Here is a 26114-nt window from a genome sequence, read left to right as displayed (position 1 = left end):
TATTAGTTATTTGTTATTTTTTATGGTGATAACAAGGGGTTAAAACCTGTTAAAAAGGAGAATTAATAAAATGAAATTAATCTAAATAAATAGGCAAGAATGGTAACAGTACAAATAATAATTAATTGACTTGGAAAAGGGGCAATCGAATATTGTAAAAACCATTGCCATAATTGAATCAAAAAATTATTACCCGCACTAAAAGCACTAAATAAAATTAAATATAAAATACCACAAAGGTGAATAGTAGTTAAACCGATTAAACTACTAATAGCTAAACGCTCTAAAGTTGGTTTTGCTAAAAAGGCAAAATAACCACACAACCAAGCCCCCGGCATAAATCCTAAAAGATAGCCAAAACTTGGTTGTTGATAGTAATTTAAACCCCCACCATGAGCAAAAACAGGTAATAAAGTTAAACCAATAAAAAGATAGGCGATCTGGGATAAAAGGCCGGCTTTTTTACCACCTAAACAGCCTATTAATAAGACCGCCCCTACTTGATAACTGCTTCCTAAAAAATAAATTTGGATGCCTTCTTTGATCCATTCCCAAGGGGCATTAACGATAAAAACTTTAATAAATGTACTACCAATAGTGATCAGTACACCTATTAAAGCCCAGATTAATTCATAAGGTACGGATTTTTCTTTTTTTGACAATTTATAACTATTCAAAATTAATTATTGATTGGTTATTTGTGATTCGTTATTTGTGGTTTGTGATTTGTTATTTTTTATTGATTACTGTTAACTATTACAGGGGCTTCTGAGCCTTTTAAACCCAATTGCGTTAACATTTCATGGTCTTTTTCGGGAGGTTGTCCTAAAGTGGTTAAATAATGACCAATTAACATGGCATTAATACCCGATTGTAACCCTAATTTTTGCATTTCACCCATAACGGCCTCTCTGCCACCCGCATAACGTAAAATTTGTTGGGGTAAAATAAAGCGGAAAATGGCGATCGCTTTTAAAGCTTCGTAGGGATCTAAACGAGGGCGATCGCCTAAAGGAGTGCCTTGTCTGGGGTTTAGCAGGTTAATTGGTACAGATTCTACCTCTAATTCCCGTAAAGATAAGGCCAGATCCACCCGATCTTCCCAACTTTCACCCATCCCAATAATACCACCGCTACAAGCTTGAATGCCAACGGCCTTGAGATTTTTCACCGTTTCCACTCGATCGCCCCATTGATGGGTAGTAACAATTTCAGGGAAAAAGTTTTCTGAGGCTTCCAAATTATGATTATAACGGGTAACACCGGCCTCTTTTAACGCCTGTGCCTGTTCAAGGGTAAGTTCCCCTAAAGCACAACAGGGTTTAATTTTGGTTTGATCAATGATCGCCTTAACCGTTGCTAAAATTTGGGAAAACTCTTGAGATTTAGGGCTATTATATTTTAAACCCTTACCTTGAGACACTAAACAAAATCTTGAAGCCCCTGCCGCCGCCGCCGCTTGAGCCTGTGCCAAAATATCCTCTTGGGACATTAAACCGTAAACAGGAGAATTATCCCCCGGATGATGGGAAGATTGGGAACAAAAACTACAATTTTCCGAACAATTACCGGATTTTACATTCACAATACTACATAGATCGACTATGTTACCACAACAAGCTTGACGAATGCGATCGGCCCCTTGACATAGAATTAAAATATTTTCTTGACCTTCAATTTCGGTTAAAGTTAAAGCTTGTTCTTTCGTTAAACGATAGCCATTAACAATTTGAGAAACCAGATCATCGAGCCATTGACTGAGTTCTGAAGTTGAAAAGGCTTTGAGATCAAGCTTTGAAGACTGAGTTTTGACGGTTGCCTGTACCATATTTTTAATGCGTCTAAAAATTTAAAGTAAAATTACTAGAATTTTATCACGGGTTTTGTTATTCGTTATTGCTTATCCTGAATTATTAGACTTGTTGCGAAATAATAAAAAGCCTCTATTAATTATAATATTTAAGATCATAGCTTTTTCCTAATCTGTTTTCAATCTTATGCTACCTCCAAATATAAATTCCATAATCCACACGCTGTTAACATTAACTTATACCATTTACAAAAAGTAAGTTCAGGGTTAGTATAGGAATAAATTAACAGGAGCAATAGTATGTCAGGAATATCAAAAATAGAAGTAATTGAATCAGCACATAGCCTCAAAAATCTCATGAAACAACAAAAAACAGCTTTGAATTTTGCCAAAGTTCAAGCTTTATATCTTTGGAAAATTCAAGTGGCTGAAACGATCACATACTTAGCGGTAATGATGGGACGTAGTGAGAGAACAATTTACGAATGGTTTCACTTATATAAGACGAAAGGATTAGACGCATTATTACAAGAACATAATAAAACAGGAAGACCAAAAAAACTAGAGCTAGAAACAGTGGCTCTGGTCAAAAAAGAATTAAGTGAGCCTCAAGGATTTACCAGTTACCAAGAAATAAAAATATGGTTATTTACTTGTCAAGATATTGAGATAAGTTATACCACAATACATCAATTAGTGAGATACGAATTAGGGGCAAAATTAAAAGTACCACGTCCTTATCATGAGTATCAAAATGAAGGGGTAATATCCGTATTTAAAGAGTATTTACCCATAAGATTAAAAGGCATAATAGCTCAAATAAAAGAGAAATGGGGTGATACTAAAAATATTTGTTACTGGTGTCAAGATGAAACTAGATTAGGTTTTAGAACAGAATTAGGAAGGAAAATAACTTTAAAAGGAGTCAAACCAGAACAAGAATTACAATGGCATTATGACTATTATTATCTTTATGGATTAATCGAAGTAGAAAATGGCAAAAGTTTTTTCTATGAACTATCTCATTTTAATAGTGAATGCTTTGGTAAATATTTAACAGAATTTAGTAAAGAATATCCCGATGAGGTTCATATAATACAGTTAGATAATGCACCCTGTCATACTGCCAAAAAGTTAGAAGTACCTGAGAATATAATTTTGTTATTTCAACCACCTTATTGTCCAGAAGTAAATCCGATTGAAAGACTGTGGTTATATATCAAACAACAGTTAAAAAATATCTGGTTTAAGAACTTAGATGATGTCAAAAATAAAGTAGCTAATATCTTAAATAATTTACAAGAAGATTTTATCCTGTCTTTAGCAGGTTGGGATTATATTGTGAATGCTTTATCTGTGTAGCTACTTTTTGTAAATGGTATAATATCCCTTGTAAACGATGTAGCCAACGATGAGCTTGAGAACGGTCAAAATCAAATAAGACTGAGGCTAAATCGAATGTAGGATAACATTTGAAGTAGAATAAAAGACTTGTTGCGAAATTGATTTTTTGCAAAATTCGATCCTTATGTGACAAGGGTTTCAGGTACGCATATATTTAATTCGCAACAAGTCTATTATAACTTCCTCAAAGTCCTAAAAGAGGGTTAAGATAAAAAATTACATTCTTTCTAACACAGGAATACCTAATAAAGATAAACCTAATTTTAAAGTTTTAGCCGTTAAATCACATAATAATAAACGTGATGTTTTAATAGTTTCTTCTGACTGTAAAACGGGACAATTTTCAAAGAAAACATTAAATTTTTGACTCAATTCAAATAAATAATTACATAGACGATTAGGAAATAAATCTTTTTCTACTTCGGTAATTAGTTCTTCTAATTGTAATAAATGTTTTGCTAATACTAATTCTTGATCTTCTTTTAATAAAATTTTAGCATTTTCTCCTAAATTTGAAAAGTCAATATTACCCTTTCTACTAATACCTTGTACCCGCACATAAGCATATAATAAATAGGGTGCAGTATTCCCTTGTAAAGCTAACATTTTTTTGTAACTAAAAATATAATCGGTCGTGCGATTTTGACTTAAATCTGCATATTTTACCGCACTAATTCCCACCGTTTTAGCCACTTGTTGAATAAACTCAGGGCTTTCATTTCTATTTTCATTATTTAAGCGAGTTTCTAAATCATTTTGAGCATAATTAATCGCTTCATCTAATAAATCTTTTAATTTAATAGTTTCCCCCGATCGAGTTTTTAATTTTTTGCCATCTTCACCTTTAACTAAGCCAAAAGGTACATGAATTACCTCAATATTTTCTGTTAAAATATTGGCTTTTTTAGCTACTTGAAAAACTTGAGCAAAATGATTAGATTGCCCTGCATCTGTTACATAAATAATACGGGTAGCTTGATCCTCTTTAATCCGATAATTTAAGGCCGCTAAATCGGTGGTAGCATAGTTATAACCTCCGTCTGATTTCTGTACAATTAAAGGTAAAGGATTACCCTCTTTATTAGTAAATCCGTCTAAAAATACACATTTTGCACCATCATCTTCTTGTACAATATTTTGACTTTCTAATTCTGCAATAATGGCAGGTAAAAAGGGATTATAAAAAGATTCTCCCCTTTCAGTTAAATTAATATCTAAAATATCATAGATAACTTTAAATTCTTTACGAGATTGATCACAAAGTAATTGCCAAGCTTTCAGACTTTCTTCATCTCCTGCCTGTAATTTTACCACTGCTTGACGAGCAGTTTCTTTAAAAGTTTCATCCTCATCAAAACGCTGTTTAGCTTGTTTATAAAAAGTGACTAAATCCCCAATATCTAAAGCATTAGCGGTAGTTAAAGCACTAGGATAAACCTCTTTTAAATAAGTAATTAACATTCCAAATTGAGTACCCCAATCCCCAACGTGATTAAGTCTTAAAACTTCATAACCCTTAAACTCTAAAATTCGGGCAATACTATCACCAATAATCGTAGATCTTAGATGGCCAACGTGCATTTCTTTCGCAATATTTGGGCTAGAAAAATCAACAATCATTTTTTGAGATTGTTTAACTTTTTCAATGCCTAAACGCTCATCTTTTTGATTTAGTTCTAATTGATTTTCAAGGTAATCAATTTTAATTTTAAAATTAATAAATCCTGGCCCTGCAATTTCCGGTTTTTCACAAAGATCATCTATTACTAAATGATCAATAATAGTCTGAGCAATTTCTCTAGGATTTTTCTTTAAAATTTTAGTTAAACTCATGGAAATATTAGACTGATAATCACCAAATTTAGGATTATTTGTCAGGGCAATTAAAGGATCAGTCTCCTTCATTTCTTCACCAAAAGCTTTAATTAATGCTTGGTTAACTTTTAATTTGAGTTGTTCAAGAATAGCGCTCATAATAATTAAAAATAATTTAAAATTAAAAATAAAAATAGATTAGATTTTTAATACTACCACAAGATCAGGAGTTTTCTAAAGTAAATCAAACTCCTAGCTGATTGGTTGATTTTGTAGCTTATTTATGGTAAAATATTAATCCTGAATATAATCTTCACCCGATAAAAGAGCGATTTCTGCCCTTACAAATTCCCGCCCTAAATATAAAGCATGATCGAAACAAGAAAGAGGTAGTTTTGCTGATTCTTCTGTTATTTTGATCCCAATTTCTTTAGCAGTACGCCCTTTAAAAATGACAGTGGGAACTCTTTTTAAAGGCTTGTCACAGGGTAAAGGTTTGCCCGTTTCGGGGTCTAAAGCTACCCCAGTTTCACTAATAGTATTAGTATAATGTTCAGCACAAATTAAATTGTTTTTTCTATCTATATAAATAATAAAATATCCTTCAGGATCAAGATTAATAAAACGGTTAGAATATTGATCATCAATTTGTTTTAATTCTTCAGGATTAGGCTTCATTTTTTTGTTTCAATTGTAAAATTTACTTGCTGATTATACTATGAAATAACCATCAAATTTAATTTAATTTATAATTTTAAATATTTTCCACGATCGCCTCAGCCATGCGATCTAAAGGAATACTTTGATCACTTAAGGCCGCCTCATCCACTGAGCGGGGCATCCCATAAACAACACAACTAGACTCAGCTTCCGTGAAAATGATCCCGCCTTTGGCTTTGATCCAAGCCGCCCCTTGTTTTCCATCTTCTCCCATGCCCGTCATAATCACTCCTAAAACTCGATTTTGATAGATTTCGGCCGCTGAACAGAACATTACATCAACCGAGGGGCGGTGTAAAGTATCAAAAGGATGAGTGGTTAAATGTGCATACACCTCGCCTAAAGCATTACGTTGAAAAGTAAAATGTTTACCCGCTTGTGCCAAAAAGACAGCACCGGCCGTGATCCGATCGCCCTCTTGAACTTCCTTAACCGTTAAAGAGGATATTTTATTTAATCTTTCCGCATACATTTTGGTATAACCAACAGGCATATGTAAGACGATCGCCACTGCTACGGGCAGATCGGCCGGCAACCGAGGGATCAAATAAGTTAAAGCTTGAGGGCCTCCCGTAGAAATACCGATCACAACTAAATCTACTTTAGTAGAGGTTTTATCCTTTAAAGCAATAGAAGAAATTAAATGATCACTAATTTGAGTTTTTTCTTTGATACTATCAAGATGGGAAAAAGAAATTAAAGAAGCGGCCTTAACTTTTTCAATTAATTCATCCTGCATTTCCTTAATTTTATCAGTAGCTAAAGCCGTTGGTTTATGCAGAAAATCAATAGCTCCCGCATCTAAAGCAGCTAAAACTTTTTCGCTACTTTGATCGGCTATACTAATAATTACTACGGGCAAAGGATGAATGATCATTTGTCTTTTTAAAAATTCAATTCCATCCATTTCCGGCATAACTAGATCAAGAGTCACAACATCGGGCTTAAGTAAGGCAACTTTATCAAGGGCTTCTTGTCCATCATGGGCTGTTCCTACCACTTCAATGAATGGACTACGGAATAACATTTGTTTAACTACTTTCCGAATATAAGCGGAATCATCCACTACTAAAACACGAATAATACTTTTCATAAAAAAGCCACTTTTTAGTCAATATTCTTTTAAATTATAGCAAGATAAGTTGATTAGTAAGTAAGTTTTGAGCTATCAAAATAAGTTAATCTCAAATGATTAGATAACTTATCACAGCCCAGAAACCTGTTATACTAAACAACTTAATTAATAATTATTACTTTTTTGATTCCAATAATTCAGGTAAAACATCAGGTAAAAAAGAATTTTCCATAACTGAGCCTGTCTGATGATGTTCAAATAATTCTACTGTGGGTAAATTACCACAAATTGGCGATTGTTGGGGATCATCTTGCGGTAGCCATTTAACAAAAATTAAAGGCAATAAAGAAGATAAATTAGTAATTAAAATTAATAACCATAATCGCTCAAAATTAGTTTCTGTTACCCCTAAAAAATGGGTTAAAACTGCTCCCAACTCCCCCGATAATAGACCCGCTAAATTGAAAATTGACATTAATAAAGCAAATAAACTCGCTTCTATTCCTTCAGGGCAAAGACGTGCGGCCAAGACTAACACGGGCATAAAAGCAATTTGTCCCATCACCGTTAAAATGATACTATCGCCAAGACTAAACCAATAATCATCTATGCCTAAAATGCGGTTTACATGGGTTACTAATAATAAGGCGCTCAGTCCTAAAACACTAGACACAACCACACTCCAGCCTAAAATTTGACGAAAAGGGATATTTTTGAAAAAGCGATGATAAAGCCATGTTCCCAATAAGGCCGCTAAACTGGTAAATAATCTTACTCTACCTAAAAATTCCGGTTTAAAACCTAATTCATTAGTGGTAAAAAAGAAAAAGGCTGAGTCCGCACTCGGTGTCATTTGCCACAGAAAAATAAAAGCAGTAGGTAATAGGATATATTTTTGTTTAATCGCATTCCATAAGAGTTTTAGCTGTGTTAAAATTTTAATTTGCTCTGGGGTTTCTTCTGATGTTTTAAGTTTAATTTTATCTTCAACAATTAATCCAGCGATCGCCGAAACAATTAAAGGAAAAATAGCCGTGATCAAAAAAACCGCTTGAGTCGAAAAATGTTCTAATAACCATCCACTCAAATAAGCCGTCATAAAGCCACCAAAGGCAGAAGCCCCCCACATCAAAGATTGTAAAGAGCCAGAGCGTCCTAAAGATTCTCCTCTGGCTCTTTCCACCACGATGGAGTCAGCGATCACATCACTAATAGCAACGGATAAAGAAGTTAACAAAAGGGCAAAAGTCGCACTCCACACATTATCAACCACCGTAGCTAAAGCCAACCAACTCAGCGCACCTAAAATGCCGGAAATGAATAAATAAGAGCGCCTACGATAACCAAAAATGGGTAAACCATCAGATAAAAAGCCAAATAAAGGTTTTACCACCCAAGGCAAAGCAGAAATACCCATTAAAGCGGCCACTTGTGCTGGAGATAACCCTAAAGTATCTTTCAGGAAAAAACTCACCGCTAAACGAGCTAATCCTAAAATTCCTTGGACAAAATAAACCGTTAAAATAGCGAAAAGCTCAAAACTCGGTTGATTTCCAAACAGGATTTTTTCTTGTAAAAATTCTTTTATCGTTTTTAATCGAGAAGATTGAACTAACATAAAATTTCGTTAAGATTTGTGACATTTTCTATCATAAGCATAAATTCTTGATTCGATCAATGGTTAAGGTATTGATTAAACTTAACTTAAAAATTAACTAATTAAGGAAAATTAATGTTATAATGTTAGAAGATAACAAGAAAACATTGATCGAAAAAATCTTGAAGTTTAATTTTGATAAAATTTCGGAAATTATTTGATTTAATTTGTTTTAGGAGTACCAAAATATGACTAACACTTTTAATCATAAATCAGACGAACCAAAAGAAGTCAAAGTTAAAATTGTTACTCTTAATAATTTGATCCTGTTAGGAATTTTAAAATTACCATTTTTAGCCCATAGTTATCGTTCAAGATTATCTGATATTTTAAATCAGGGGCATGATTTTATTCCTTTAACAGATGTTCAAGTTTTTGAAAATCAAGAACTTTTAATTGAGACTTCTTTTTTATGTGTTAATAAAGATAATATTGTTTTATTAACAGAAGAAGTATAAACTTCTTAATCTTTGTTGTTTAATCATGAAACAATTTATGATCCCAATTTATGATTCATTGTTAACTATCAATTCTTGATATTTAGCCAAACCTAAATAATTAATTTCTTGGGGTGTCACTTCAAAACGATAAGGTAAAATTTCTACACCTTTTTCCACCGCTTCTTTAAATAAATTACTATAAATTGGATCTGTCTCAATTCCGGGGCTAAATAAATCACAATCACTACGATTAATAAAATATAACATTACACAACGAGCTTGTGGCACTAAATTTATTAATTCTTTTAAATGTTTTTGCCCTCTAGTGGTGACGGTATCAGGAAAAATAGCAACATTATCAAGGGCGAAAGTAGTATTTTTTACTTCTAAATAAATCGGTTTTTGATCATCTGAAGTTAACAGAAAATCAATACGACTTTTTTTATTTTCCCCATAAGGAACTTCTGATTTAACGATAGTATAATCATTAGCTAATTGGGGGAAAATTTTATTTTCTAAAGCAATTTTGATCACTTTATTCGGAAGATTAGTATTAATCCCAATCCATATTTGATTAATTTGGATCATCTCCCAAGTATAAGCCAGTTTGCGCTGAGGATTATCACTTCGGGAAACCTGCACGGGGGCGCCCACTTGACAAACCCCCGTCATAGGCCCAGTATTAGGACAATGGGCGGTAATGATTTCACCTGAATTTAATTGTATATCCGCCAAAAAGCGTTTATATCTTTTTAATAAAATTCCCCCTAAGAGGGGAGGATATTGATAAATCATTGTAGAATGAGACATTAAACTTATTTGAGTAAATCCTAACAAGAAAATTAAATGATTTTTCAATCATACTATACACACAATCCTCAAGATGATTATAATTACAGTTGACAATTGATTAATTTCCTTATTTTCAATTCTTTACTTTTAGGTAAAGGTAATTGTCAACTCAAAACTATCCACTGTCAATTGTTAAATATTATTAACATTATACTGTGAGCTAAAATCAATTTAAAAGCTTATGTCATTTGAAAAACTACAACCAGCACCAAAAGGGGATGTAATGATTTATATGCCCTATTATCCCCAAAATAAACACCCTTTTTTAGCATACGCTATTAGTCTTTATTATGAATCTTCTTTAGAAGGAAAAAGAATGATTGAAGGTGGTGATCCCATACCCTTTATTGCTACTTGGTCAAAATCAAAACTTCCGATGGAAATGACTCGTTGTCGTTTACAATTTGATAATAATGCGGATTTTAGTTATGAAGTATCTTTATCTAATTCTGAATTTATTGACTATTTAATAGACGTGATTCGTGGAAATAAACAATCAGGAGCGATTGATTTCCCTCAAACTTTTTACCGTAAATTATTATCTTTAGCTTCTTAATTTGATTTTCTCAATCAACAATGAAGCATAAAATCTGATTAAATTTTTGATTAGGAGTTAATGTGTCAAATTCTCAAAATAAATATTTATTAATTGGTTCTACTGATGCCTATAGTGGAAAATCCTCTGCTATCATTGGTTTAATTGATCAATTACAGCAAAAAAATCAGAAGATCGCTTATGTTAAGCCTTTAGGCACTCTCATTCGCAGTCAATCTTCCGGCACGATCGAGGAAGATTTACAATTTATTCAACAAGTTTATTCTTTAGACAATGATTTAATTAGTTCTCCTGTCTTATTTCTTGATGAAACTACGATTCAAAATAGAATTATAGAAAAAGATGACACTAATTACTCCCAAAAATTACAAGAGAATGTGAGTAAATTGTCCGCAGATTTAGTTTTATTAGAAGGCCCGGCCACTCTGTGGGAAGGAAGTTTATTTAATTTGTCAACTGTGCAAATGGCAGAAGCGATCGATGCTTCCATCTTATTAGTTTTACCCTATAGCTCTGTTGCTTTAGTAGATAGTCTTTTAACCGCTCAACAATTTTTAGGCCATCGCCTCTTAGGAGTTTTAATTAATCGAATACCGGAAGAACAGTGGGAACATACTCACAATGTGATTAAGCCTTTTTTAGAGGGTAAACAAATCCCCGTTTTAGGAATGTTACCAAAAGATCGTTTACTCCACAGTTTGAGTGTCAGAGAGATCGCACGCCGTTTAGATGCGAAAGTTTTATGTCGAGAAGATCGCCTTGATCTAATGGTTGAAAGTTTAACCATTGGTGCGATGAATGTCAACTCGGCTTTAGAATATTTCCGGCAAAGGGAAAACATGGCAGTGGTTACAGGCGGCGATCGCACTGAATTACAATTGGCCGCTTTAGAAACATCAACCCAATGTTTAATTTTAACAGGTCGTGTCGCCCCCCAACCTTTAATTTTAAGTCGTGCTGAAGATTTAGAAATACCAATTTTAGCGGTTAATTATGATACTTTAACTACGGTAGAAATCATTGACAATGCGTTAGGAAAAGTACGTTTACAAGAACAAATTAAAATCCAACAAATTAAAGAAGTTATGGCTCAATATTTTGATATAGAAAGATTACTCTCTTTAATAGGTGATAAATAATAAATTATAGATAATAAGTAATAAGTATTAAGCATTAAATTAAAAATAATTAAAAATGACCAATGATTAATTGTAATCTTAAAAACTTTGTTTTTCCCGTAAATCATCAACAGCATCTTCCGTTCTTTGATTAGGATTTTTAAATTCTTTTTGTGGAAAAATTCTTTTAACTAAACTGTTAATTTCTTGACGAGTATTCGCACTTGCTTTCCCTAAACTTCCGGGTAAAAATTTATCCCCAAGAGTAACAAATATTAAAAAAACAATGAATATATAAGTGAAGGCTGTTTTTTGACGCATAGTCTATTCCTCCTATTTTTGATTAATCTCCTTTGTTTTCAATGTAATAATAATTGTTCCAATTCAATTATACCCTTTTTTCTTATAAAATCTAACATTAAACCTTATTATTTACCCCTATTTTCATTTGTGATCAAATTAATTAATCTATTCAATTCTTACTACTTTATTTATCTTTAATCTATTTAATCAACTAGATTTTTTTCACGATCAAACAACAATTTTTTGATTTATTATTTAGTAGATTTTGATAATTTTACGAAAACCAAGACAATGAACTTTATTGAGTCCTAGAAAAATTAAAATAAGGGCAAAATATTTTAAATCAATTATTTTCCCGATAGACCGACTTTGAGAGGAAATATATAGACATAATAGCCATTTTGAGGGAGAATTGAGTAACAAAAATGATTCTGGTTAAAATTTATTCTTAATCAAAGGAACATTAGGCTATAATTAAGAAAAATAATCTATTTTAAAACCCATAACGTTATTATTGATTATGACTGGAGCAAACTCAAAACTATTGGAACTTGCTCATCAATTAGATGATCTTTGCAAAAAAAGAAGTACAGGGGAATTAATCCTAACCAATGCCAATGGGGAGGGCAAACTTCATCTTTTATCTGGTCGTTTACTTTTTGCAACGGACGGGTTTCATCCTGTGAGAAGATGGAAAAGGAATATTAGACAATTTTGCCCTAAATGGCAACCAGATTTTAGTAAAATCGAAAATAATTTACTTTGGGAATATGAATTATTACATCAAGGAGTCAGGGATAAAACTTTACAGGTTAATGAGGCGAAAACGGTGATCCGAGCCATCGCTAAAGAAGTTTTTTTTAATATTGCCTGTGGAAATCAATGGCAATTTCATTGGCAAAGTGAATCTTCTAGTGAAACGGAACTTTCTTTAAGTTTATCTTTATCTTACTTGGAAGTTGAACCAACTTTGATTAAAACCGCCAAAATGCACCGTGAATGGTGTACTGCTGGTTTGAGCAAATTAAGTCCCATTTTAGCACCAATTTTAATTAAACCTCTGGATCCAAAAACGATCTTTGGCATGGGAAAATATTTGAAAGGGCAGTTAACTTTATGGGATCTAGCCTTGGGAATGAATCAATCTGTGCATCAAATTACTTGTCAGTTAATCCCTTTAGTCAAAAAGCGTTTAATTCAATTTAAAGTTATTTGTGATCTACCCCTCCCATTTGAACACAAAAAGCAAATTGAAGTCAAATTAAAAACGCAAATAGAAACTATCAGCCAAGAGCCAATAATTAAAGCCCCAGTTTCTAAAGGTTTAATTGCCTGTGTTGATGATAGCCCTCTGATTTTTGAAGTTTTAAGAAATATTATAGAGCCAAATGGCTATGAATTATTATGTATTCAAGAGCCAATGAGAGGATTTGGTCAATTAATCGAAAGAAAACCAGATTTAATTTTTTTAGATTTAATTATGCCCACCGCTAACGGCTACAGTGTGTGTAAATTTTTAAGAAAAACTACTATTTTTGAGAAAACTCCTATTATTATTTTGAGCAGTCGGGATACCTTGATTGATCGTAATCGAGCCAAGTTAGTAGGGGCTTCCGATTTTTTGGGAAAACCCCCCGATCAAGATAAAACTTTAGCGATACTAGATAAGTATTTAAGTGTAGTAAAAAATAAAATAATTGTTAATCCAATGACGAATAAAACAGAAGAAATCAACCTAGCTTTTTAGGTTTTAAAAGTCGGGCATTTTAATTAAAATATGTACTTTAAATAAAGTAAAAAATAATGCAATTATAGTTTTTATCTAATATTTTCCCCTAATGTTATTGAGCGTAATTTTAATTAGGTAAATTAAAAGTTGATTGATCTACTTCCTCTCCTATTCTTTGAATTTCAAAGTTTTCAATATTACCTTCAAAACGATTAAAGATCACTCTAACTTCATTAAATGAAATAGCGGAAGATGCCCCTGTAGGAGTATTACATTTAATTCTTAGTAATGTTTGAAAACCGCCGTAAGGCTCATTAATATAAAAAATTTTTTCACAATCATAACTAATAAAACCTTCTAAAGCCAATTGATTTAAGGCCGCTATACCCATTTTATGATCAATTAATGATCGGATTTCTTGATTTTTTTCCCCTTCATTCATTAATCTCCATTGATTTTTTAGCTCTTGTTTTATCGGTATTTGAGTATTAATTTGAGCTTGATTTTTACTGGATAATCCTATTATTAAACCACTGATTAAGGCAATAGATAATAATAGTAAAGTTATTTTTTTCATCTGATTAAATTCTCCTTTCTCTTGTTACCTTATGACGCTCATAGCGATCGCAAGTTCCCCTAATGGTATAATTTGTTGAGCATTTAAACCACTTTAACAGAATTACTTTTGTGTTTTAACTGATGATGGCATTTAATATAACAAATCTATTTTTTAGAGTGTATTATATCCGTTAAATTTCATTACAAAATAATCCAACGGAATAACACACCCTAAAATTAAACCCTACATAAACTCACGAGGATCGGTAACATAACCTGTTAAAGCACTGGCGGCCGCCGTATAAGGGGAAGCTAAATAAATTCCTGCCTCTTTATTACCCATACGCCCCGGAAAATTACGGTTAGTGGTGGAAACACAGATCTCCGGCTCATTCATGCGCCCAAAGGTGTCTTTAGGGCCTCCTAAACAGGCGGCACACGAAGGTGCGGCCGGCTCATAACAGCCTGAGTCTATGAATATCTCCGCTAAGGTCTGTCCATTATGTTTAATACTATATAAATCCTCATAAACTTTTTGGGTTGCAGGTACAATATAAGTGGGAACTTTAACTTTTTTACCCTGTAATAGTTGCGCCGCATTAACAAAATCAGTCGTTTTACCTCCGGTACATGAGCCGATATAAACTCGATTAATTTTGACATCACGACAATCTTTGGCTAAGGCTCTGTTATCCGGTGAATGGGGTTGGGCGACAACTGGCTCTAATTCCTCTACATTATACACATGGGTACTGTAAAAATTAGCGTCTTCATCACTATAAAAACTCACAAAAGGTTTATCTGTTTTCCCTTTCAAATAGTCATAGGTGGTCTGATCCGGTGCAATTACGCCGTTTTTACCCCCTGCTTCAATTACCATATTACAGAGGGTCATTCTTTCTTCCATCGTCATATTTTCAACAGTTTCTCCGGCAAATTCCATTGTTCTATAGGTTGCACCTGATACGGATATATCGCCAATTATCTGTAAAATTAAATCTTTTGCGAGTAAATAATCAGGCATTTTTCCATTTAAAATAAATCGCATGGTAGCCGGAACTTTAATTAATAGTTTACCTGTACCCATGATAAACCCTGCGTCCGTATTACCGATCCCTGTGGCAAACTGCCCAAATGCCCCTGCGTTACAGGTGTGGGAGTCTGTACCAAATAAAACTTCCCCTGGGCGAGTGTGGCCTTCCTGTGCCAGTGCAACGTGACAAACCCCTTTATAATCAGGATTAACTTTAAAATTAGAGCGATCGGTAATATCATAAAAATATTTTAATTGTTGCTCTTGGGCGAAATCCCTTAAAATATCAACATTACGGTTAGCTCTTTCATCATTGGTAAAGATATAATGATCGGGGATAATCACAATTTTTTCTTGATCCCAAACCTTAGCATTTTTGCCAAATTCTTTCTGAAATACGCCGATCGTGCCTGGCCCACAGACATCATGGGTCATTAGTACATCCACATTAACCCATACATTTTCCCCCGGAGTTACCTTATCACGGTTGGCGGCACGGGCGATAATTTTTTCAGTTAAGGTCATTCCCATAATTTAATTTTGCTCCTAAATAATTAGTAATTTGATTAATAGTATATTGCCAATGAAAATTTTAGACAATAGAAAGAAGGTGGGCAATTAATCATAATTTTAATTAAAGTTATTTCTTCTTAAATAAAATTGCCCACCCTACAAGATTAATTATTATTTTGTGAATCAAAGATTGTTTTTAAATCTTCAACTTCTGACACTGTTAAATTAGTAATTTGAGCTATTTTTTGAACAGTAAAATTTTCTTGTAATAAACTAAGAGCAATTTGTCGAGCTTTGTGTTTCTCACCTCTTAATTCACCTCGTAATTCACCCTTTAATTCTCCTTCATGGAAAATTGATTGATACACTACAGACTCGCGCATAATATCACTCCTTAAAATATTATTAATAAAATTTTGAGTTAAGACTAAACCTGCTAAAATAGCAGTAGAAGCTGACAGATTACTCTGAAGTCTTCTATCTTCTATTTTATCAATTATTTCCCCAACTTTAGTTAAAGTTGTTTCTATTTTTTCTGTTTTGCTTAATACGGCAAAGGGTAATAAACCCAGATTTTCTAAAAACATTTCGGTAGGTTGTTCCCATAACCGAATTACCTCAAATTTATGGTTAGTTTTAGGAAGATTAAATGAATTTTGATAGACTAATTCTGAATTAGTTTTGCGTAAATAAACTACAATTTGACGCATTTCTTTGTTAGGATATTTACGATAGCACCTCACTCGATAGTCTAACATCCGAAAAGGAATTTCATCATCGGGATTAGTTTGAAATTCACTATGTAAAATAAATTCGTCATTTTGTTGTAAAATTAAGGAATCTGCCCTAATCGGCTCTAAAGATAATTCAGTGGGTTTTAATTCGGTGAATTTTACGGGATAACCAATTAACCAAGTTGATATATCTTCAGGGAAAGATTGTGCCAGATATTTACAAATATTATCAAACATAACACAATAATCAATAATCAATAATCTTTTTTTATGATATAATATTACAATTAATTTTATCATAAAGATTGATCTGTTACATCCTATTTAGCACTTCTATAGTTAATATTTTTCTTAGTTAATTTTCGGTATAATTTAATCAGAAAATGTAGTTAATTGATAACTTTAGATTGACAAATTAATAATTATGGTTAACCTTATAGATTAATCTTAAAACATAAGTTGAACAATAATCAAATTCAAGGAAAAATCATGCCAAAACTACTGAATTATCTCTCCTCTATTCTTCTTTCTTCTATGGTAGGAGTTTCTCTCACTGTTGCTATGCCTAGTAATGTCAATGGGCAAATAATTTCTCAAGAAGATCATAACACCATGATCACAAATGGGAATGTTAGTTTATTTGTGAATTTAACTAGCGATGATATTCATAGGGCTGGAATGGCGATCAGTTTTGCACAAAGTGTTTTACAAAATGGACATAAAGCGACCATTTTTCTTAATATTAATGGAGTTCGCATTGCAACCAATAATATTCCTCAACATATTAATGGAATAACAGACAAAAGTTTACAAGAAATGTTACAGGAATTTATAGCACAAGGTGGTACAGTAATTGCTTGTCCAAGTTGTTTAAAATTAGCAGGAATAGGAGAAGATGAATTAATGGAAGGAGTAATAATTGGCTCTCCTCAAGTTACTCAACCTTTATTATTTGCTGATGATGTTCGAGTTATGAGTTGGTAATTTCTGTGATCAGTGATCAATAACCAATGATCAATCACAAATCAGACAATGACAAATGACAAAATAATAACTTTTTAGTTTAAAGTTAAGGAATATAATCAAAAATGCTATTTTTTAAGAGAATTATAAGTTAATGACTAAACTCTCCGCCGATCAAGTTAATCAGATTGTTAATAATCTTCATCATGATCCCTTTGAAATTTTAGGTTCTCATCTCCTTGATTTACAAGACAATAGTAAAGGCTGGGTAGTTCGTGCCTATCTGCCTAAAGCCCAGGCCGCTTCCGTTGTTTGTCCAGATCAACGCAAAGAATATCCGATGACATCCTATCATCATCCTAATTTCTTTGAATGTATTATCGAAACTCCCAAATTAGCTAATTATCAGTTAAAAGTGAAAGAGGGAGATCACGAAAAAGTTATTTATGATCCTTATGCCTTTCGATCGCCCAAGTTAACCGACTTAGATATTCATTTATTTGGGGAAGGCAACCACCACCGTATTTATGAGAAGTTAGGCGCTCATTTAATGGAAGTTAATGGCGTTAAAGGTGTTTATTTTGCCATTTGGGCCCCTAATGCCCGTAACGTCTCAGTTTTAGGTGATTTTAACCACTGGGATGGCCGAGATCATCAGATGCGCAAACGTCACGGCGGGATCTGGGAACTGTTTATTCCTGAACTTGGGGAGGGTACAGCCTATAAATATGAAGTGAAAAACTATGAAGGGCATATTTATGAAAAGTCTGATCCTTACGGTTTTTATCAAGAAGTTAGGCCAAAAACCGCTTCGATCGTGGCTAACTTAGACAAATATCAATGGAAAGATCAAGACTGGATCGAAAAACGCCGTAACCAAGATCCCTTGAGTGTACCTATTTCCGTCTATGAAGTCCATATTGGCTCATGGTTACACGCTAGTTCAGAAGAAAAACCCGCCCTTTTAAGGGGAGAGGGTGAAGCAGTCGCCGTTTCTGAACTTAATCCCTCAGCCCGTTTTTTAAGTTATTATGAATTAGCCGATAAACTGATCCCCTACGTTAAAGAATTAGGTTACACCCATATCGAATTATTACCGATCGCTGAACATCCTTTTGACGGATCATGGGGTTATCAAGTAACAGGCTATTATGCGCCTACTTCCCGTTTTGGCACACCTGAAGACTTCATGTATTTTGTAGATAAATGTCATGAAAATAATATCGGGGTGATCGTTGACTGGGTGCCGGGGCATTTCCCTAAAGATGGTCACGGTTTAGCCTTCTTTGACGGTACACACCTTTATGAACACGCCGATCCCCGTAAAGGTGAACATAAGGAATGGGGGACATTAGTATTTAACTATAACCGTAATGAAGTACGCAACTTTTTAACCGCCAATGTGTTATTTTGGGCGGATAAATACCATATTGACGGGATCAGGGTTGATGCAGTGGCATCAATGTTATATCTCAACTATGCGCGTAAGGATGGGGAATGGTTGCCCAATGACTACGGCGGTACGGAAAACATTGAAGCCGCCAACTTCCTACGTCAAACTAATAATTTATTATTCCAATATTTCCCCGGAAGCCTATCCATTGCGGAGGAGTCAACCGCTTGGCCGATGGTATCATGGCCTACCTACGTTGGGGGTTTAGGCTTTAATTTAAAATGGAATATGGGCTGGATGCACGATATACTGGATTATTTTAGTATGGATCCATGGTTTCGCCAATTCCATCAAAATAATATCACCTTTAGTATGTGGTATCACCACAGTGAAAACTATATGTTAGCTCTTTCCCATGATGAGATCGTCCATGGTAAGAGTAATATGATCGGCAAAATGCCCGGAGATGAATGGCAAAAATTCGCTAATGTGCGCAGTTTATTTACTTATATGTTCGCGCATCCGGGTAAGAAAACCATGTTTATGAGTATGGAGTTTGCCCAGTGGAGTGAGTGGAATGTGTGGGCTGATTTAGAATGGAATTTATTACAATATGAACCCCATCAAAAATTAAAGCTATTTTTCTGTGAATTAAATACTCTTTATAAACAAGAATCTGCTTTATATGAAAGAGATTTTCAAGAGGAAGGTTTCCAGTGGATAGACTGTTCAGATAATCGTCATAGTGTGGTTTCATTTATTCGTAGAGCTAAGGATCCTAATGAATTTATTATTGTGGTTTGTAATTTCACTCCCCAACCCCATAGTCATTATCGCATAGGCGTTCCCGAAGAAGGTTTCTATCAAGAAATATTCAATAGTGATGCGCGTAAATATGGCGGTAGTAATATGGGTAATTTAGGGGGTAAAATGACCGATGAATGGTGGTTTCATAACTACCCCAATTCATTAGATTTATGTTTACCTCCTTTAGGGGTTTTAATGTTAAAATTAGATCGTCAAAAAACGGCCAAAATTTTACAAAAACCGAAAACAAATCAACAGGAAGAAGAATAAATTATCAAATTTTCTAAGATTAATTACCCCTACCTATCCGTAGGGGTTTTTGATTATAAACCTAAATCATTTAAAATATTTAAAGTTTGATTTTGTTGTTTTTGTTGATGGGAAAACCAACCATAAAACATCTGTTTTAACAGCCAACGGCGAATTATTCCTAAATTTAACCATAATAATTTTTGAATAGCCCATTGTAATAGAAAAAAAACCATGATCGGGGCGATCCATAATAAGATATTATTTTGAAAATGTTGGAGGTTAAAAATTATACTGATCACAATCATTACAAATGCTATGATCCATGCTATTTTTTGAATTATTTTTTTAATTTTTATTGGTTTAAATTGGAATTTTATTTCCTGTAAAATTTCTTCAATTAACCAAGAATGGGCGGTAATTAATGACAAAATTAAATCACTATTTTCTAAACAACGATCGCAAATTTGATTAGTAATATTGCCCTCTAAACCAATAGAAGTTTTTAAGATGGGTTTATGATGATTAATTTGCTCAAAATAGGTAATAAAATTAAGATTAGATTGTAAATTATAGGATTGATATTGATCGATTAAACAATAATATCTAATTCTATTTAAAAGATTTTCAGAAATTTTTAAAGATAAATCTTGATCTTTAGCATTGAGAATTTTGATTAAATTTTTTTGATCAAGATGAAAAGTAATTCCTTGAATAATTGAAGTTTGAGGATTAATTTTTTCTTCAACTATTTGTAAACAAGAATCTAAAAAAATGGTTTTATTTTTAATCATTAGTTATTAATTTATGTGATTTAATTATTTAATTTTTTTGATAATTTCAATCATAAAATTCAATAAATCTTGCCATTGTTTTTGACCAGAATTAACACTTTCTTGATGTAATTTAATTAATAAATTTTGTTGAGGATGGGCTAAAATTTCTTGATTAAAACGATTAATCACATCTCCATCTAATTGTAAAATAGTTTGAGCATAAATGGTATTATTACAAAAATCAAATGAATTATTACTTGTTTCTTGAGTTAATAAAAGACGATTGCGACTATCTAAGGCCGATTTTAATTCACCAATTTTTCTTAAACTTCTTAAAAAAGCACCACAATTTAATAATTTTTGTACCTTATTCATTTCTCGATTACTTTTAGAATTAATTGGGTTTGGCAAATAGGTATTATTAAGATCAATTTCTAAATTTTGATCGGTTAAAATCGAGTTATTATAAACCCCATCAATCGTATTTTGTTGATCATAAATTTCTGATTTAGGATTAGTTAATAATAATAAATATTGTAATTCTAATTGTTTTCTTAAATCTATATAACGGTGATATAATTTAGGTGAAATCGGTTGTTTTTGTAAATATTCTTGGCTAATCGGAAACAAATCTCGATAAATTTCCCAAGGAATAAATTTATCTCCAGTTATTTCTTCTACTAACATTGTATTGACTTCTAAAGCAGTCATCTCAATGAATAATTCTCCTAATGATTGAATAAAAAAATTTAACCTTGTTTCTAAAGATTTTTTTTCCTGAATTTGTGTTGGTTTTTTATTCATTGATCATAATTCTCCATCTATTTTATTAATAATTAGTTATTTTTAGTTAGATTTTTTAGAAGTAGTTTTACGGGGTTTTATTACTGCTAAACTTTGGAATAATTCATCATCAAGTAAAGGTGAATTTTCTTGAGATAAATTAGCAGGTGCTTCTTCAGAAGATGTTATTATATCATCAAAAAGAGATTCTTCTTCATTTTTGCTTAAATTTTCTTCAAAATTTTCTTGATCTCCTAACTCTAAATTTTCTAATTCTTCTAATTGAAAATCATTTGTTTCAGGGTTTTCTGTGAAAGGATTATTATTAAAAATATCGTCATCATTTAAGTTTAATTCGGTAACATCTCCATCGCCCAAAATATTACCAAACGGATTTTCGTCACCTTCTTCAATCCAATCTTCATTATCATCTAAATTAAGTGAATCTAAGTTAGGAATAGCTCTATTTTCATCTTCTAACGTCCATTCTTCTAAGCCTGATTGTTGCCCAGATTCAAAATCTAAACTAGGTAAATTATCAAAGTTTTCTTCTAAATTTTCCCCGAAATTACTATCAGTTTTAAAGTCTAAAATTGAATCATTTTGACTAGATTCAAAATCTAAACTAGGTAAATTATCAAAGTTTTCTTCTAAATTTTCCCCGAAATTACTATCAGTTTCAAAGTCTAAAATTGAGCCATTTTGACCAGATTCAAAATCTAAACTAGGTAAATCATCAAAGTTTTCTCCTAAATTTTCCCCAAAATTACTATCAGTTTCAAAGTCTAAAATTGAGTCATTTTGACCAGATTCAAAATCTAAACTAGGTAAATTATCAAAGTTTTCTGCTAAATTTTCCCCAAAATTACTATCAGTTTCAAAGTCTAAAATTGAGTCATTTTGACCAGATTCAAAATCTAAGCTAGGTAAATCATCAAAATTTTCTTCTAAATTTTCCCCAAAATTACTATCAGTTTCAAAGTCTAAAATTGAATCATTTTGACCAGATTCAAAATCTAAACTAGGTAAATCATCAAAATTTTCTTCTAAATTTTTCCCAAAATTACTATCAGTTTCAAAGTCTAAAATTGAATCATTTTGACCAGATTCAAAATCTAAACTAGGTAAATCATCAAAATTTTCTTCTAAATTTTCCCCAAAATTACTATCAGTTTCTAAACCTAAAACTTGATCGGTTTCTTCCCAATTTTCCTCTATTAATTGAGGAGTTTCTGTTGATTCTAAATCTAAACTATCAATATTATCTATATCTTCACCTTCAAAATCTAAATTATCATCAGTTTCTAAACCTAAAACTTTAACAGTTTCTGCCCAATTTTGATCTATTAATTGAGGATTTTCTCCTAATTCTAAATCAAAACTAGCAATATTATCTATATCTTCACTTTCAAAATCTAAAATATTATCAGTTTCTAAACCTAAAACTTGATCAGTTTCTTCCCAATTTTCTTCTATTGACTGAGGAGTTTCTCCCAATTCTAAATCCAAACTAGCAATATTATCTATATCTTCCCCTTCAAAATCTAAAATATTATCAGGCTGATCCACATCGCCCCAATCTTCATTTTTCCGAGTTTTTCCTAACTCAATATTTGAATCAATTATAGATTCAGATTGTAATTTAACCGCCGGAAAATCAGATTGATCTAACTCAATTTCTTCCTCATTTTCTAACTGTAATTCCAAAAATTCATGAGATTGATCAATATCACCCCAGTCTTCATCTTCGGCAATTTCTTCTAATTCAATAATCGGAATTTCATGATCAGTAATTTCATAATCTGATTCTAATTTAACCGAGGGAATTTCCTCTTGACTTAATCCAATTTCCTCATCTAATTCTAATTCAGAACTTTCAGGGGAAAGATCAACATCACCCCAATCTTCTTCAGGTGCATTTTCTAAATCATCAAGGCTTAAAATATCAAGAAAACCTTGATCTTCTTCACGAATTTCATCACTAATACTAACCTTTTCTTCCTCAAAAGATAAAGCAGATGGAATAAAATTAGATTCTTCCCAATCTTCTTCTTCTAAATCAGAAACAGGCATTTCAGGAGCAGGAGTAAATACTTCTTGCGCCTCCATCATTATTTCTGAATCTTTAATTTCTAATTTAATTTCTTCTAATAGTTCTTCTTTAATTTCCGACTTAATTTCTAATTTTAATTCATCTAATTTTTCCGATTGAGATTCTTGATCACCATTAATTTGACTAACTTTTGTTTCCACTGAAGGAGTAGGAATAACGGGAACAGGGATTACATCAACCGGATGATTTTCTGGATTTAATTCTAAAGAAGGAAGGGCAATTTCCGATTGATCTTCAGTTAAAATTTGATTATCTAAATTCAAAATTGCCAATAATTGTTCTGAATTTTCTTGGTGATCTAAAACGGCCAAAACACTAAAAAGTTTTTGTAAACTTTGTAAATTATTGCGAAAATTATGACTACTTAAAGATACTTGATGAAAATGAAAAGGTAGAACTTTTGATAATTCTGAATTAGTTAAAAATTGATCCCCAATTTGATTTTCAATTTCCCCTTGAATCAAATTAACCCGACTTTTGAGGCTATGTCCGGGAGTTTCTTTTTCTTGAGATGAAGTGGTGTCTATTTCTTCTTGATGAGACTTATTTTCAGAAGATTCTACCCAAGTCGTAATTTTTAATTCAACAGCACTATTCATCGCTAATAAGAATGCTTCTGCGAGTTTACCACTGTTGATGGCTTCTTTAAATTCCTGTTCTTTATTGGACACCATAATTTTTGTTATACTCCCTAAAATTAATTGAGTGCGATTAATGTCAATCGTTATAAAATTTTATTTGATATTAACTTTAATTTTAAAATAAAAAAATACAAATAGAATAAAAATTTTGACTATGATAGCAATTTTTCATTCTTTCAGGATAGGTGAGACAGACTATCAGCTAACAGGGTAAACATTTTATGGATATTTTCCAAGTTAGTTTGAATGATTTGATGCCCTTCTTTTACTTGTTCCAAATGAAACTGTTGCAACTGCTGATAGGATTTTTTATTAATAAATTGAGAGCCAATTTCATTGTCAATATCACCCTCTAAAATATTAATCCTTGTGCGAATATAATTCCCTTGGGAGGGTTGGGATGATAAATTTTCTTCTTCCCTTGTTACCCAAGTGGTAATTTTTAAGTCAACCGCCTCACTCATCGCAGTAATCAAAGCCTCTTTAAGATTACCCTGTTTGATTTGATCTTTAAAGTTTTCACTGGCACTCATAAAATTAACTTACTCCTGATCATTTTAATTTTTTTATTTTACCTTACCCCCTGTAGTTTAGACTAAATCAGTAAAAGGATTCTGAGACAGTTCCAAACAATTGAGACAATGGCCAAAAAAATGTTATGTTAAAACAAGCAAATAATTGTATTAACAAATATTATAATGACTTACCGTAGGGTACTTTTAAAATTAAGTGGCGAGGCTTTAATGGGCGATCTAGGCTATGGCATTGATCCCAAAGTTGTCGCCGATATTGCTCAAGAAATTTCTGAAGTTGTCAAAAGTGGCATTCAGATCGTCATCGTGGTGGGTGGCGGTAATATTTTCCGGGGAGTAAAGGCCGCTTCGGCGGGTATGGATCGGGCTACGGCTGACTATATCGGGATGATCGCCACCGTGATGAATGCCATGACTTTACAAGATGCCCTTGAACAAATTAATATTCCCACTAGGGTTCAAAGTGCCATCGCTATGCAAGAGGTGGCCGAGCCTTATATCAGGCGTAGAGCGATCCGTCATCTGGAAAAGGGGCGGGTAGTGATTTTTGGGGCAGGATCTGGTAATCCCTTTTTTACCACTGATACTACGGCGGCCTTACGGGCGGCCGAGATTGATGCTGAGGTAATTTTCAAAGCAACTAAGGTTGATGGGGTTTATGATAGTGATCCAATGCTCAACCCTAATGCCAATCGTTATGATAGATTAAGCTATCATCAAGTCCTCACCGATGATTTACGGGTGATGGATGGCACGGCGATCGCCCTTTGTAAAGAAAATAATATTCCCATTGTGGTATTTGACTTATCCGTGCGCGGAAATATTGTCAAAGCCTGTCAAGGGGAAGCTGTTGGTACTACCGTAGGAGGTAATTTGTGAGTTTAGACGATTTAAAAGACAATATGCAAAAGACGGTGGAGGCGACAAAACGGTCTTTTAATACGATCCGCACAGGGAGAGCAAATCCGGCTCTTTTGGATCGGATTGTAGTGGATTATTATGGGTCGCAAATGCCTTTAAAAGCTTTGGCTAATATCAATACTCCCGATTCTAGCACCATTGCGATTCAACCGTTCGATCGCACGAGTATGGGTATGATCGAAAGGGCTATTTCCATGTCAGATCTAGGTTTAACCCCTAATAATAACGGTGAAATTATTCGTTTAAATATTCCCACTTTAACCAGTGAAAGACGGAAAGAATTAGTCAAATTAGCTGGAAAATTAGCAGAGGAAGGACGAGTAGCTTTACGAAATATTCGTAGGGATGCGGTGGATTCCGTGCGTACACAGGAAAAAATTCATAAAATTTCTGAGGATGAATCTCTCTCTTTACAAAAGAAAATTCAAGAAATAACTAATCAATATACGAAAATAATTGATAATTTATTATCAGAAAAAGAGAATGATATTACTACAGTTTAATGTCATTAATTCTTAGTCGCTTTAGTGGACTTTTGCGATTAGCAATGATCCAGTCTTAAAATTAATTTCAAGGCTAATAGTGAAAGTCTATTAAAGTTGACTTTAGCAAATTATT

25 protein-coding genes are annotated in these 26114 nt (G+C 32.9%); 9 read left to right on the top strand and 16 right to left on the bottom strand.

Going from position 1 to position 26114, the window contains the following annotated elements:
* Positions 1-62: 62 nt before the first annotated feature.
* Together Anndu_RS13570 and bioB are read right to left on the bottom strand one after the other, a co-directional pair.
* Positions 63-662: a biotin transporter BioY gene (locus Anndu_RS13570; protein WP_464101716.1), complete on the bottom strand. Its 600-nt coding sequence runs from the start codon at positions 660-662 to the stop codon at positions 63-65.
* 74 nt (positions 663-736) lie between these two features.
* Complete coding sequence (gene bioB / locus Anndu_RS13565) at positions 737-1828, bottom strand: biotin synthase BioB (protein WP_464101715.1); 1092 nt, start codon at positions 1826-1828, stop codon at positions 737-739.
* A gap of 282 nt (positions 1829-2110) precedes the next feature.
* On the opposite strand from bioB, the gene Anndu_RS13560 reads away from it, so the two are divergent.
* A complete protein-coding gene (locus tag Anndu_RS13560) occupies positions 2111-3172 on the top strand; it encodes an IS630 family transposase (protein ID WP_464101714.1) in 1062 nt (353 codons plus the stop codon).
* Here the strand turns inward: Anndu_RS13560 and Anndu_RS13555 are convergent.
* The 5 genes from Anndu_RS13555 to Anndu_RS13535 form a co-directional block, all read right to left on the bottom strand.
* Positions 3120-3326 carry a helix-turn-helix domain-containing protein gene (locus tag Anndu_RS13555; protein ID WP_464101713.1) on the bottom strand — a complete coding sequence of 69 codons (207 nt, stop codon included), beginning with the start codon at positions 3324-3326 and terminating at the stop codon, positions 3120-3122. The genes Anndu_RS13560 and Anndu_RS13555 overlap by 53 nt on opposite strands.
* Positions 3327-3430: 104 nt before the next feature.
* A complete protein-coding gene (gene argS / locus Anndu_RS13550; RefSeq protein ID WP_464101712.1) occupies positions 3431-5188 on the bottom strand; it encodes an arginine--tRNA ligase in 1758 nt (585 codons plus the stop codon).
* Between the two features lie 135 nt (positions 5189-5323).
* Positions 5324-5707, bottom strand: a complete 384-nt coding sequence (locus Anndu_RS13545) for a DUF4346 domain-containing protein (RefSeq protein ID WP_464101711.1) — start codon at positions 5705-5707, stop codon at positions 5324-5326.
* A gap of 76 nt (positions 5708-5783) precedes the next feature.
* A complete protein-coding gene (cheB, locus tag Anndu_RS13540) occupies positions 5784-6842 on the bottom strand; it encodes a chemotaxis-specific protein-glutamate methyltransferase CheB (RefSeq protein ID WP_464101710.1) in 1059 nt (352 codons plus the stop codon).
* 157 nt (positions 6843-6999) lie between these two features.
* Positions 7000-8442: a folate/biopterin family MFS transporter gene (locus tag Anndu_RS13535; protein WP_464101709.1), complete on the bottom strand. Its 1443-nt coding sequence runs from the start codon at positions 8440-8442 to the stop codon at positions 7000-7002.
* A gap of 227 nt (positions 8443-8669) precedes the next feature.
* Here Anndu_RS13535 and Anndu_RS13530 point away from each other — a divergent pair, with 227 nt between their 5' ends.
* Complete coding sequence (locus Anndu_RS13530; protein ID WP_464101708.1) at positions 8670-8939, top strand: DUF6812 domain-containing protein; 270 nt, start codon at positions 8670-8672, stop codon at positions 8937-8939.
* A gap of 48 nt (positions 8940-8987) precedes the next feature.
* On the opposite strand, the gene sfsA is transcribed toward Anndu_RS13530, so the two are convergent.
* Positions 8988-9731 carry a DNA/RNA nuclease SfsA gene (gene sfsA, locus Anndu_RS13525; RefSeq protein WP_464101707.1) on the bottom strand — a complete coding sequence of 248 codons (744 nt, stop codon included), beginning with the start codon at positions 9729-9731 and terminating at the stop codon, positions 8988-8990.
* Positions 9732-9954: 223 nt separating this feature from the next.
* Between sfsA and ebsA the strand changes: the two genes are divergently transcribed.
* Both ebsA and Anndu_RS13515 read left to right on the top strand, forming a co-directional pair.
* A complete protein-coding gene (gene ebsA / locus Anndu_RS13520; protein WP_464101706.1) occupies positions 9955-10329 on the top strand; it encodes a type IV pilus biogenesis protein EbsA in 375 nt (124 codons plus the stop codon).
* Between the two features lie 62 nt (positions 10330-10391).
* Entirely contained in the window at positions 10392-11468 is a 1077-nt protein-coding gene (locus tag Anndu_RS13515; RefSeq protein ID WP_464101705.1) for a phosphotransacetylase family protein, read from the top strand.
* Between the two features lie 78 nt (positions 11469-11546).
* On the opposite strand, the gene Anndu_RS13510 is transcribed toward Anndu_RS13515, so the two are convergent.
* Positions 11547-11768, bottom strand: coding sequence for a hypothetical protein (locus Anndu_RS13510; protein ID WP_464101704.1), 222 nt, complete (start codon positions 11766-11768; stop codon positions 11547-11549).
* Between the two features lie 502 nt (positions 11769-12270).
* Between Anndu_RS13510 and Anndu_RS13505 the strand changes: the two genes are divergently transcribed.
* On the top strand, positions 12271-13497 hold the full coding sequence (locus Anndu_RS13505) for a response regulator (protein WP_464101703.1): 1227 nt from the start codon (positions 12271-12273) through the stop codon (positions 13495-13497).
* 109 nt (positions 13498-13606) lie between these two features.
* On the opposite strand, the gene Anndu_RS13500 is transcribed toward Anndu_RS13505, so the two are convergent.
* The 3 genes from Anndu_RS13500 to Anndu_RS13490 form a co-directional block, all read right to left on the bottom strand.
* Positions 13607-14056, bottom strand: a complete 450-nt coding sequence (locus Anndu_RS13500; protein ID WP_464101702.1) for a hypothetical protein — start codon at positions 14054-14056, stop codon at positions 13607-13609.
* A gap of 225 nt (positions 14057-14281) precedes the next feature.
* Positions 14282-15595, bottom strand: coding sequence for a 3-isopropylmalate dehydratase large subunit (locus Anndu_RS13495; protein ID WP_464101701.1), 1314 nt, complete (start codon positions 15593-15595; stop codon positions 14282-14284).
* A 152-nt stretch (positions 15596-15747) separates the two neighbouring features.
* The gene (locus Anndu_RS13490; protein WP_464101700.1) at positions 15748-16554 is read right to left on the bottom strand and encodes an Rpn family recombination-promoting nuclease/putative transposase; all 807 of its coding nucleotides are present in this window, start codon (positions 16552-16554) and stop codon (positions 15748-15750) included.
* Positions 16555-16806: 252 nt separating this feature from the next.
* On the opposite strand from Anndu_RS13490, the gene Anndu_RS13485 reads away from it, so the two are divergent.
* Positions 16807-17301: a DsrE family protein gene (locus tag Anndu_RS13485; protein ID WP_464101699.1), complete on the top strand. Its 495-nt coding sequence runs from the start codon at positions 16807-16809 to the stop codon at positions 17299-17301.
* A 133-nt stretch (positions 17302-17434) separates the two neighbouring features.
* Positions 17435-19750: a 1,4-alpha-glucan branching enzyme gene (gene glgB / locus Anndu_RS13480; protein ID WP_464101698.1), complete on the top strand. Its 2316-nt coding sequence runs from the start codon at positions 17435-17437 to the stop codon at positions 19748-19750.
* Between the two features lie 53 nt (positions 19751-19803).
* Here glgB and Anndu_RS13475 read toward each other — a convergent pair whose 3' ends face one another.
* From Anndu_RS13475 to Anndu_RS13460, 4 genes are all read right to left on the bottom strand, one after another.
* A complete protein-coding gene (locus Anndu_RS13475) occupies positions 19804-20523 on the bottom strand; it encodes a hypothetical protein (protein WP_464101697.1) in 720 nt (239 codons plus the stop codon).
* Between the two features lie 24 nt (positions 20524-20547).
* Entirely contained in the window at positions 20548-21309 is a 762-nt protein-coding gene (locus tag Anndu_RS13470) for a hypothetical protein (protein ID WP_464101696.1), read from the bottom strand.
* Between the two features lie 42 nt (positions 21310-21351).
* Complete coding sequence (locus Anndu_RS13465; RefSeq protein WP_464101695.1) at positions 21352-24075, bottom strand: hypothetical protein; 2724 nt, start codon at positions 24073-24075, stop codon at positions 21352-21354.
* A 143-nt stretch (positions 24076-24218) separates the two neighbouring features.
* Positions 24219-24575, bottom strand: coding sequence for a hypothetical protein (locus tag Anndu_RS13460; protein ID WP_464101694.1), 357 nt, complete (start codon positions 24573-24575; stop codon positions 24219-24221).
* Positions 24576-24740: 165 nt separating this feature from the next.
* Here Anndu_RS13460 and pyrH point away from each other — a divergent pair, with 165 nt between their 5' ends.
* Both pyrH and frr read left to right on the top strand, forming a co-directional pair.
* A complete protein-coding gene (gene pyrH / locus Anndu_RS13455) occupies positions 24741-25454 on the top strand; it encodes a UMP kinase (RefSeq protein ID WP_464101693.1) in 714 nt (237 codons plus the stop codon).
* Between the two features lie 23 nt (positions 25455-25477).
* The gene (gene frr / locus Anndu_RS13450; RefSeq protein WP_464104100.1) at positions 25478-25999 is read left to right on the top strand and encodes a ribosome recycling factor; all 522 of its coding nucleotides are present in this window, start codon (positions 25478-25480) and stop codon (positions 25997-25999) included.
* Positions 26000-26114: the final 115 nt, after the last annotated feature.

It is taken from the genome of Annamia dubia NIES-4383, from assembly GCF_055394725.1.
The sequence above is the reverse complement of the archived record's forward strand: the minus strand, read 5'-3'. Positions and strand labels throughout refer to the sequence as shown.

Bases quoted from the DNA above. Each gene is read 5' to 3' on its own strand.
- bioB (WP_464101715.1), bottom strand. From the start codon at position 1,828: ATGGTACAGGCAACCGTCAAAACTCAGTCTTCAAAGCTTGATCTCAAA.
- Anndu_RS13560 (WP_464101714.1), top strand. From the start codon at position 2,111: ATGTCAGGAATATCAAAAATAGAAGTAATTGAATCAGCACATAGCCTC.
- argS (WP_464101712.1), bottom strand. From the start codon at position 5,188: ATGAGCGCTATTCTTGAACAACTCAAATTAAAAGTTAACCAAGCATTA.
- Anndu_RS13545 (WP_464101711.1), bottom strand. From the start codon at position 5,707: ATGAAGCCTAATCCTGAAGAATTAAAACAAATTGATGATCAATATTCT.
- cheB (WP_464101710.1), bottom strand. From the start codon at position 6,842: ATGAAAAGTATTATTCGTGTTTTAGTAGTGGATGATTCCGCTTATATT.
- Anndu_RS13535 (WP_464101709.1), bottom strand. From the start codon at position 8,442: ATGTTAGTTCAATCTTCTCGATTAAAAACGATAAAAGAATTTTTACAA.
- Anndu_RS13530 (WP_464101708.1), top strand. From the start codon at position 8,670: ATGACTAACACTTTTAATCATAAATCAGACGAACCAAAAGAAGTCAAA.
- sfsA (WP_464101707.1), bottom strand. From the start codon at position 9,731: ATGTCTCATTCTACAATGATTTATCAATATCCTCCCCTCTTAGGGGGA.
- ebsA (WP_464101706.1), top strand. From the start codon at position 9,955: ATGTCATTTGAAAAACTACAACCAGCACCAAAAGGGGATGTAATGATT.
- Anndu_RS13510 (WP_464101704.1), bottom strand. From the start codon at position 11,768: ATGCGTCAAAAAACAGCCTTCACTTATATATTCATTGTTTTTTTAATA.
- Anndu_RS13505 (WP_464101703.1), top strand. From the start codon at position 12,271: ATGACTGGAGCAAACTCAAAACTATTGGAACTTGCTCATCAATTAGAT.
- Anndu_RS13500 (WP_464101702.1), bottom strand. From the start codon at position 14,056: ATGAAAAAAATAACTTTACTATTATTATCTATTGCCTTAATCAGTGGT.
- Anndu_RS13495 (WP_464101701.1), bottom strand. From the start codon at position 15,595: ATGACCTTAACTGAAAAAATTATCGCCCGTGCCGCCAACCGTGATAAG.
- Anndu_RS13490 (WP_464101700.1), bottom strand. From the start codon at position 16,554: ATGTTTGATAATATTTGTAAATATCTGGCACAATCTTTCCCTGAAGAT.
- Anndu_RS13485 (WP_464101699.1), top strand. From the start codon at position 16,807: ATGCCAAAACTACTGAATTATCTCTCCTCTATTCTTCTTTCTTCTATG.
- glgB (WP_464101698.1), top strand. From the start codon at position 17,435: ATGACTAAACTCTCCGCCGATCAAGTTAATCAGATTGTTAATAATCTT.
- Anndu_RS13475 (WP_464101697.1), bottom strand. From the start codon at position 20,523: ATGATTAAAAATAAAACCATTTTTTTAGATTCTTGTTTACAAATAGTT.
- Anndu_RS13470 (WP_464101696.1), bottom strand. From the start codon at position 21,309: ATGAATAAAAAACCAACACAAATTCAGGAAAAAAAATCTTTAGAAACA.
- Anndu_RS13465 (WP_464101695.1), bottom strand. From the start codon at position 24,075: ATGGTGTCCAATAAAGAACAGGAATTTAAAGAAGCCATCAACAGTGGT.
- Anndu_RS13460 (WP_464101694.1), bottom strand. From the start codon at position 24,575: ATGAGTGCCAGTGAAAACTTTAAAGATCAAATCAAACAGGGTAATCTT.
- pyrH (WP_464101693.1), top strand. From the start codon at position 24,741: ATGACTTACCGTAGGGTACTTTTAAAATTAAGTGGCGAGGCTTTAATG.
- frr (WP_464104100.1), top strand. From the start codon at position 25,478: ATGCAAAAGACGGTGGAGGCGACAAAACGGTCTTTTAATACGATCCGC.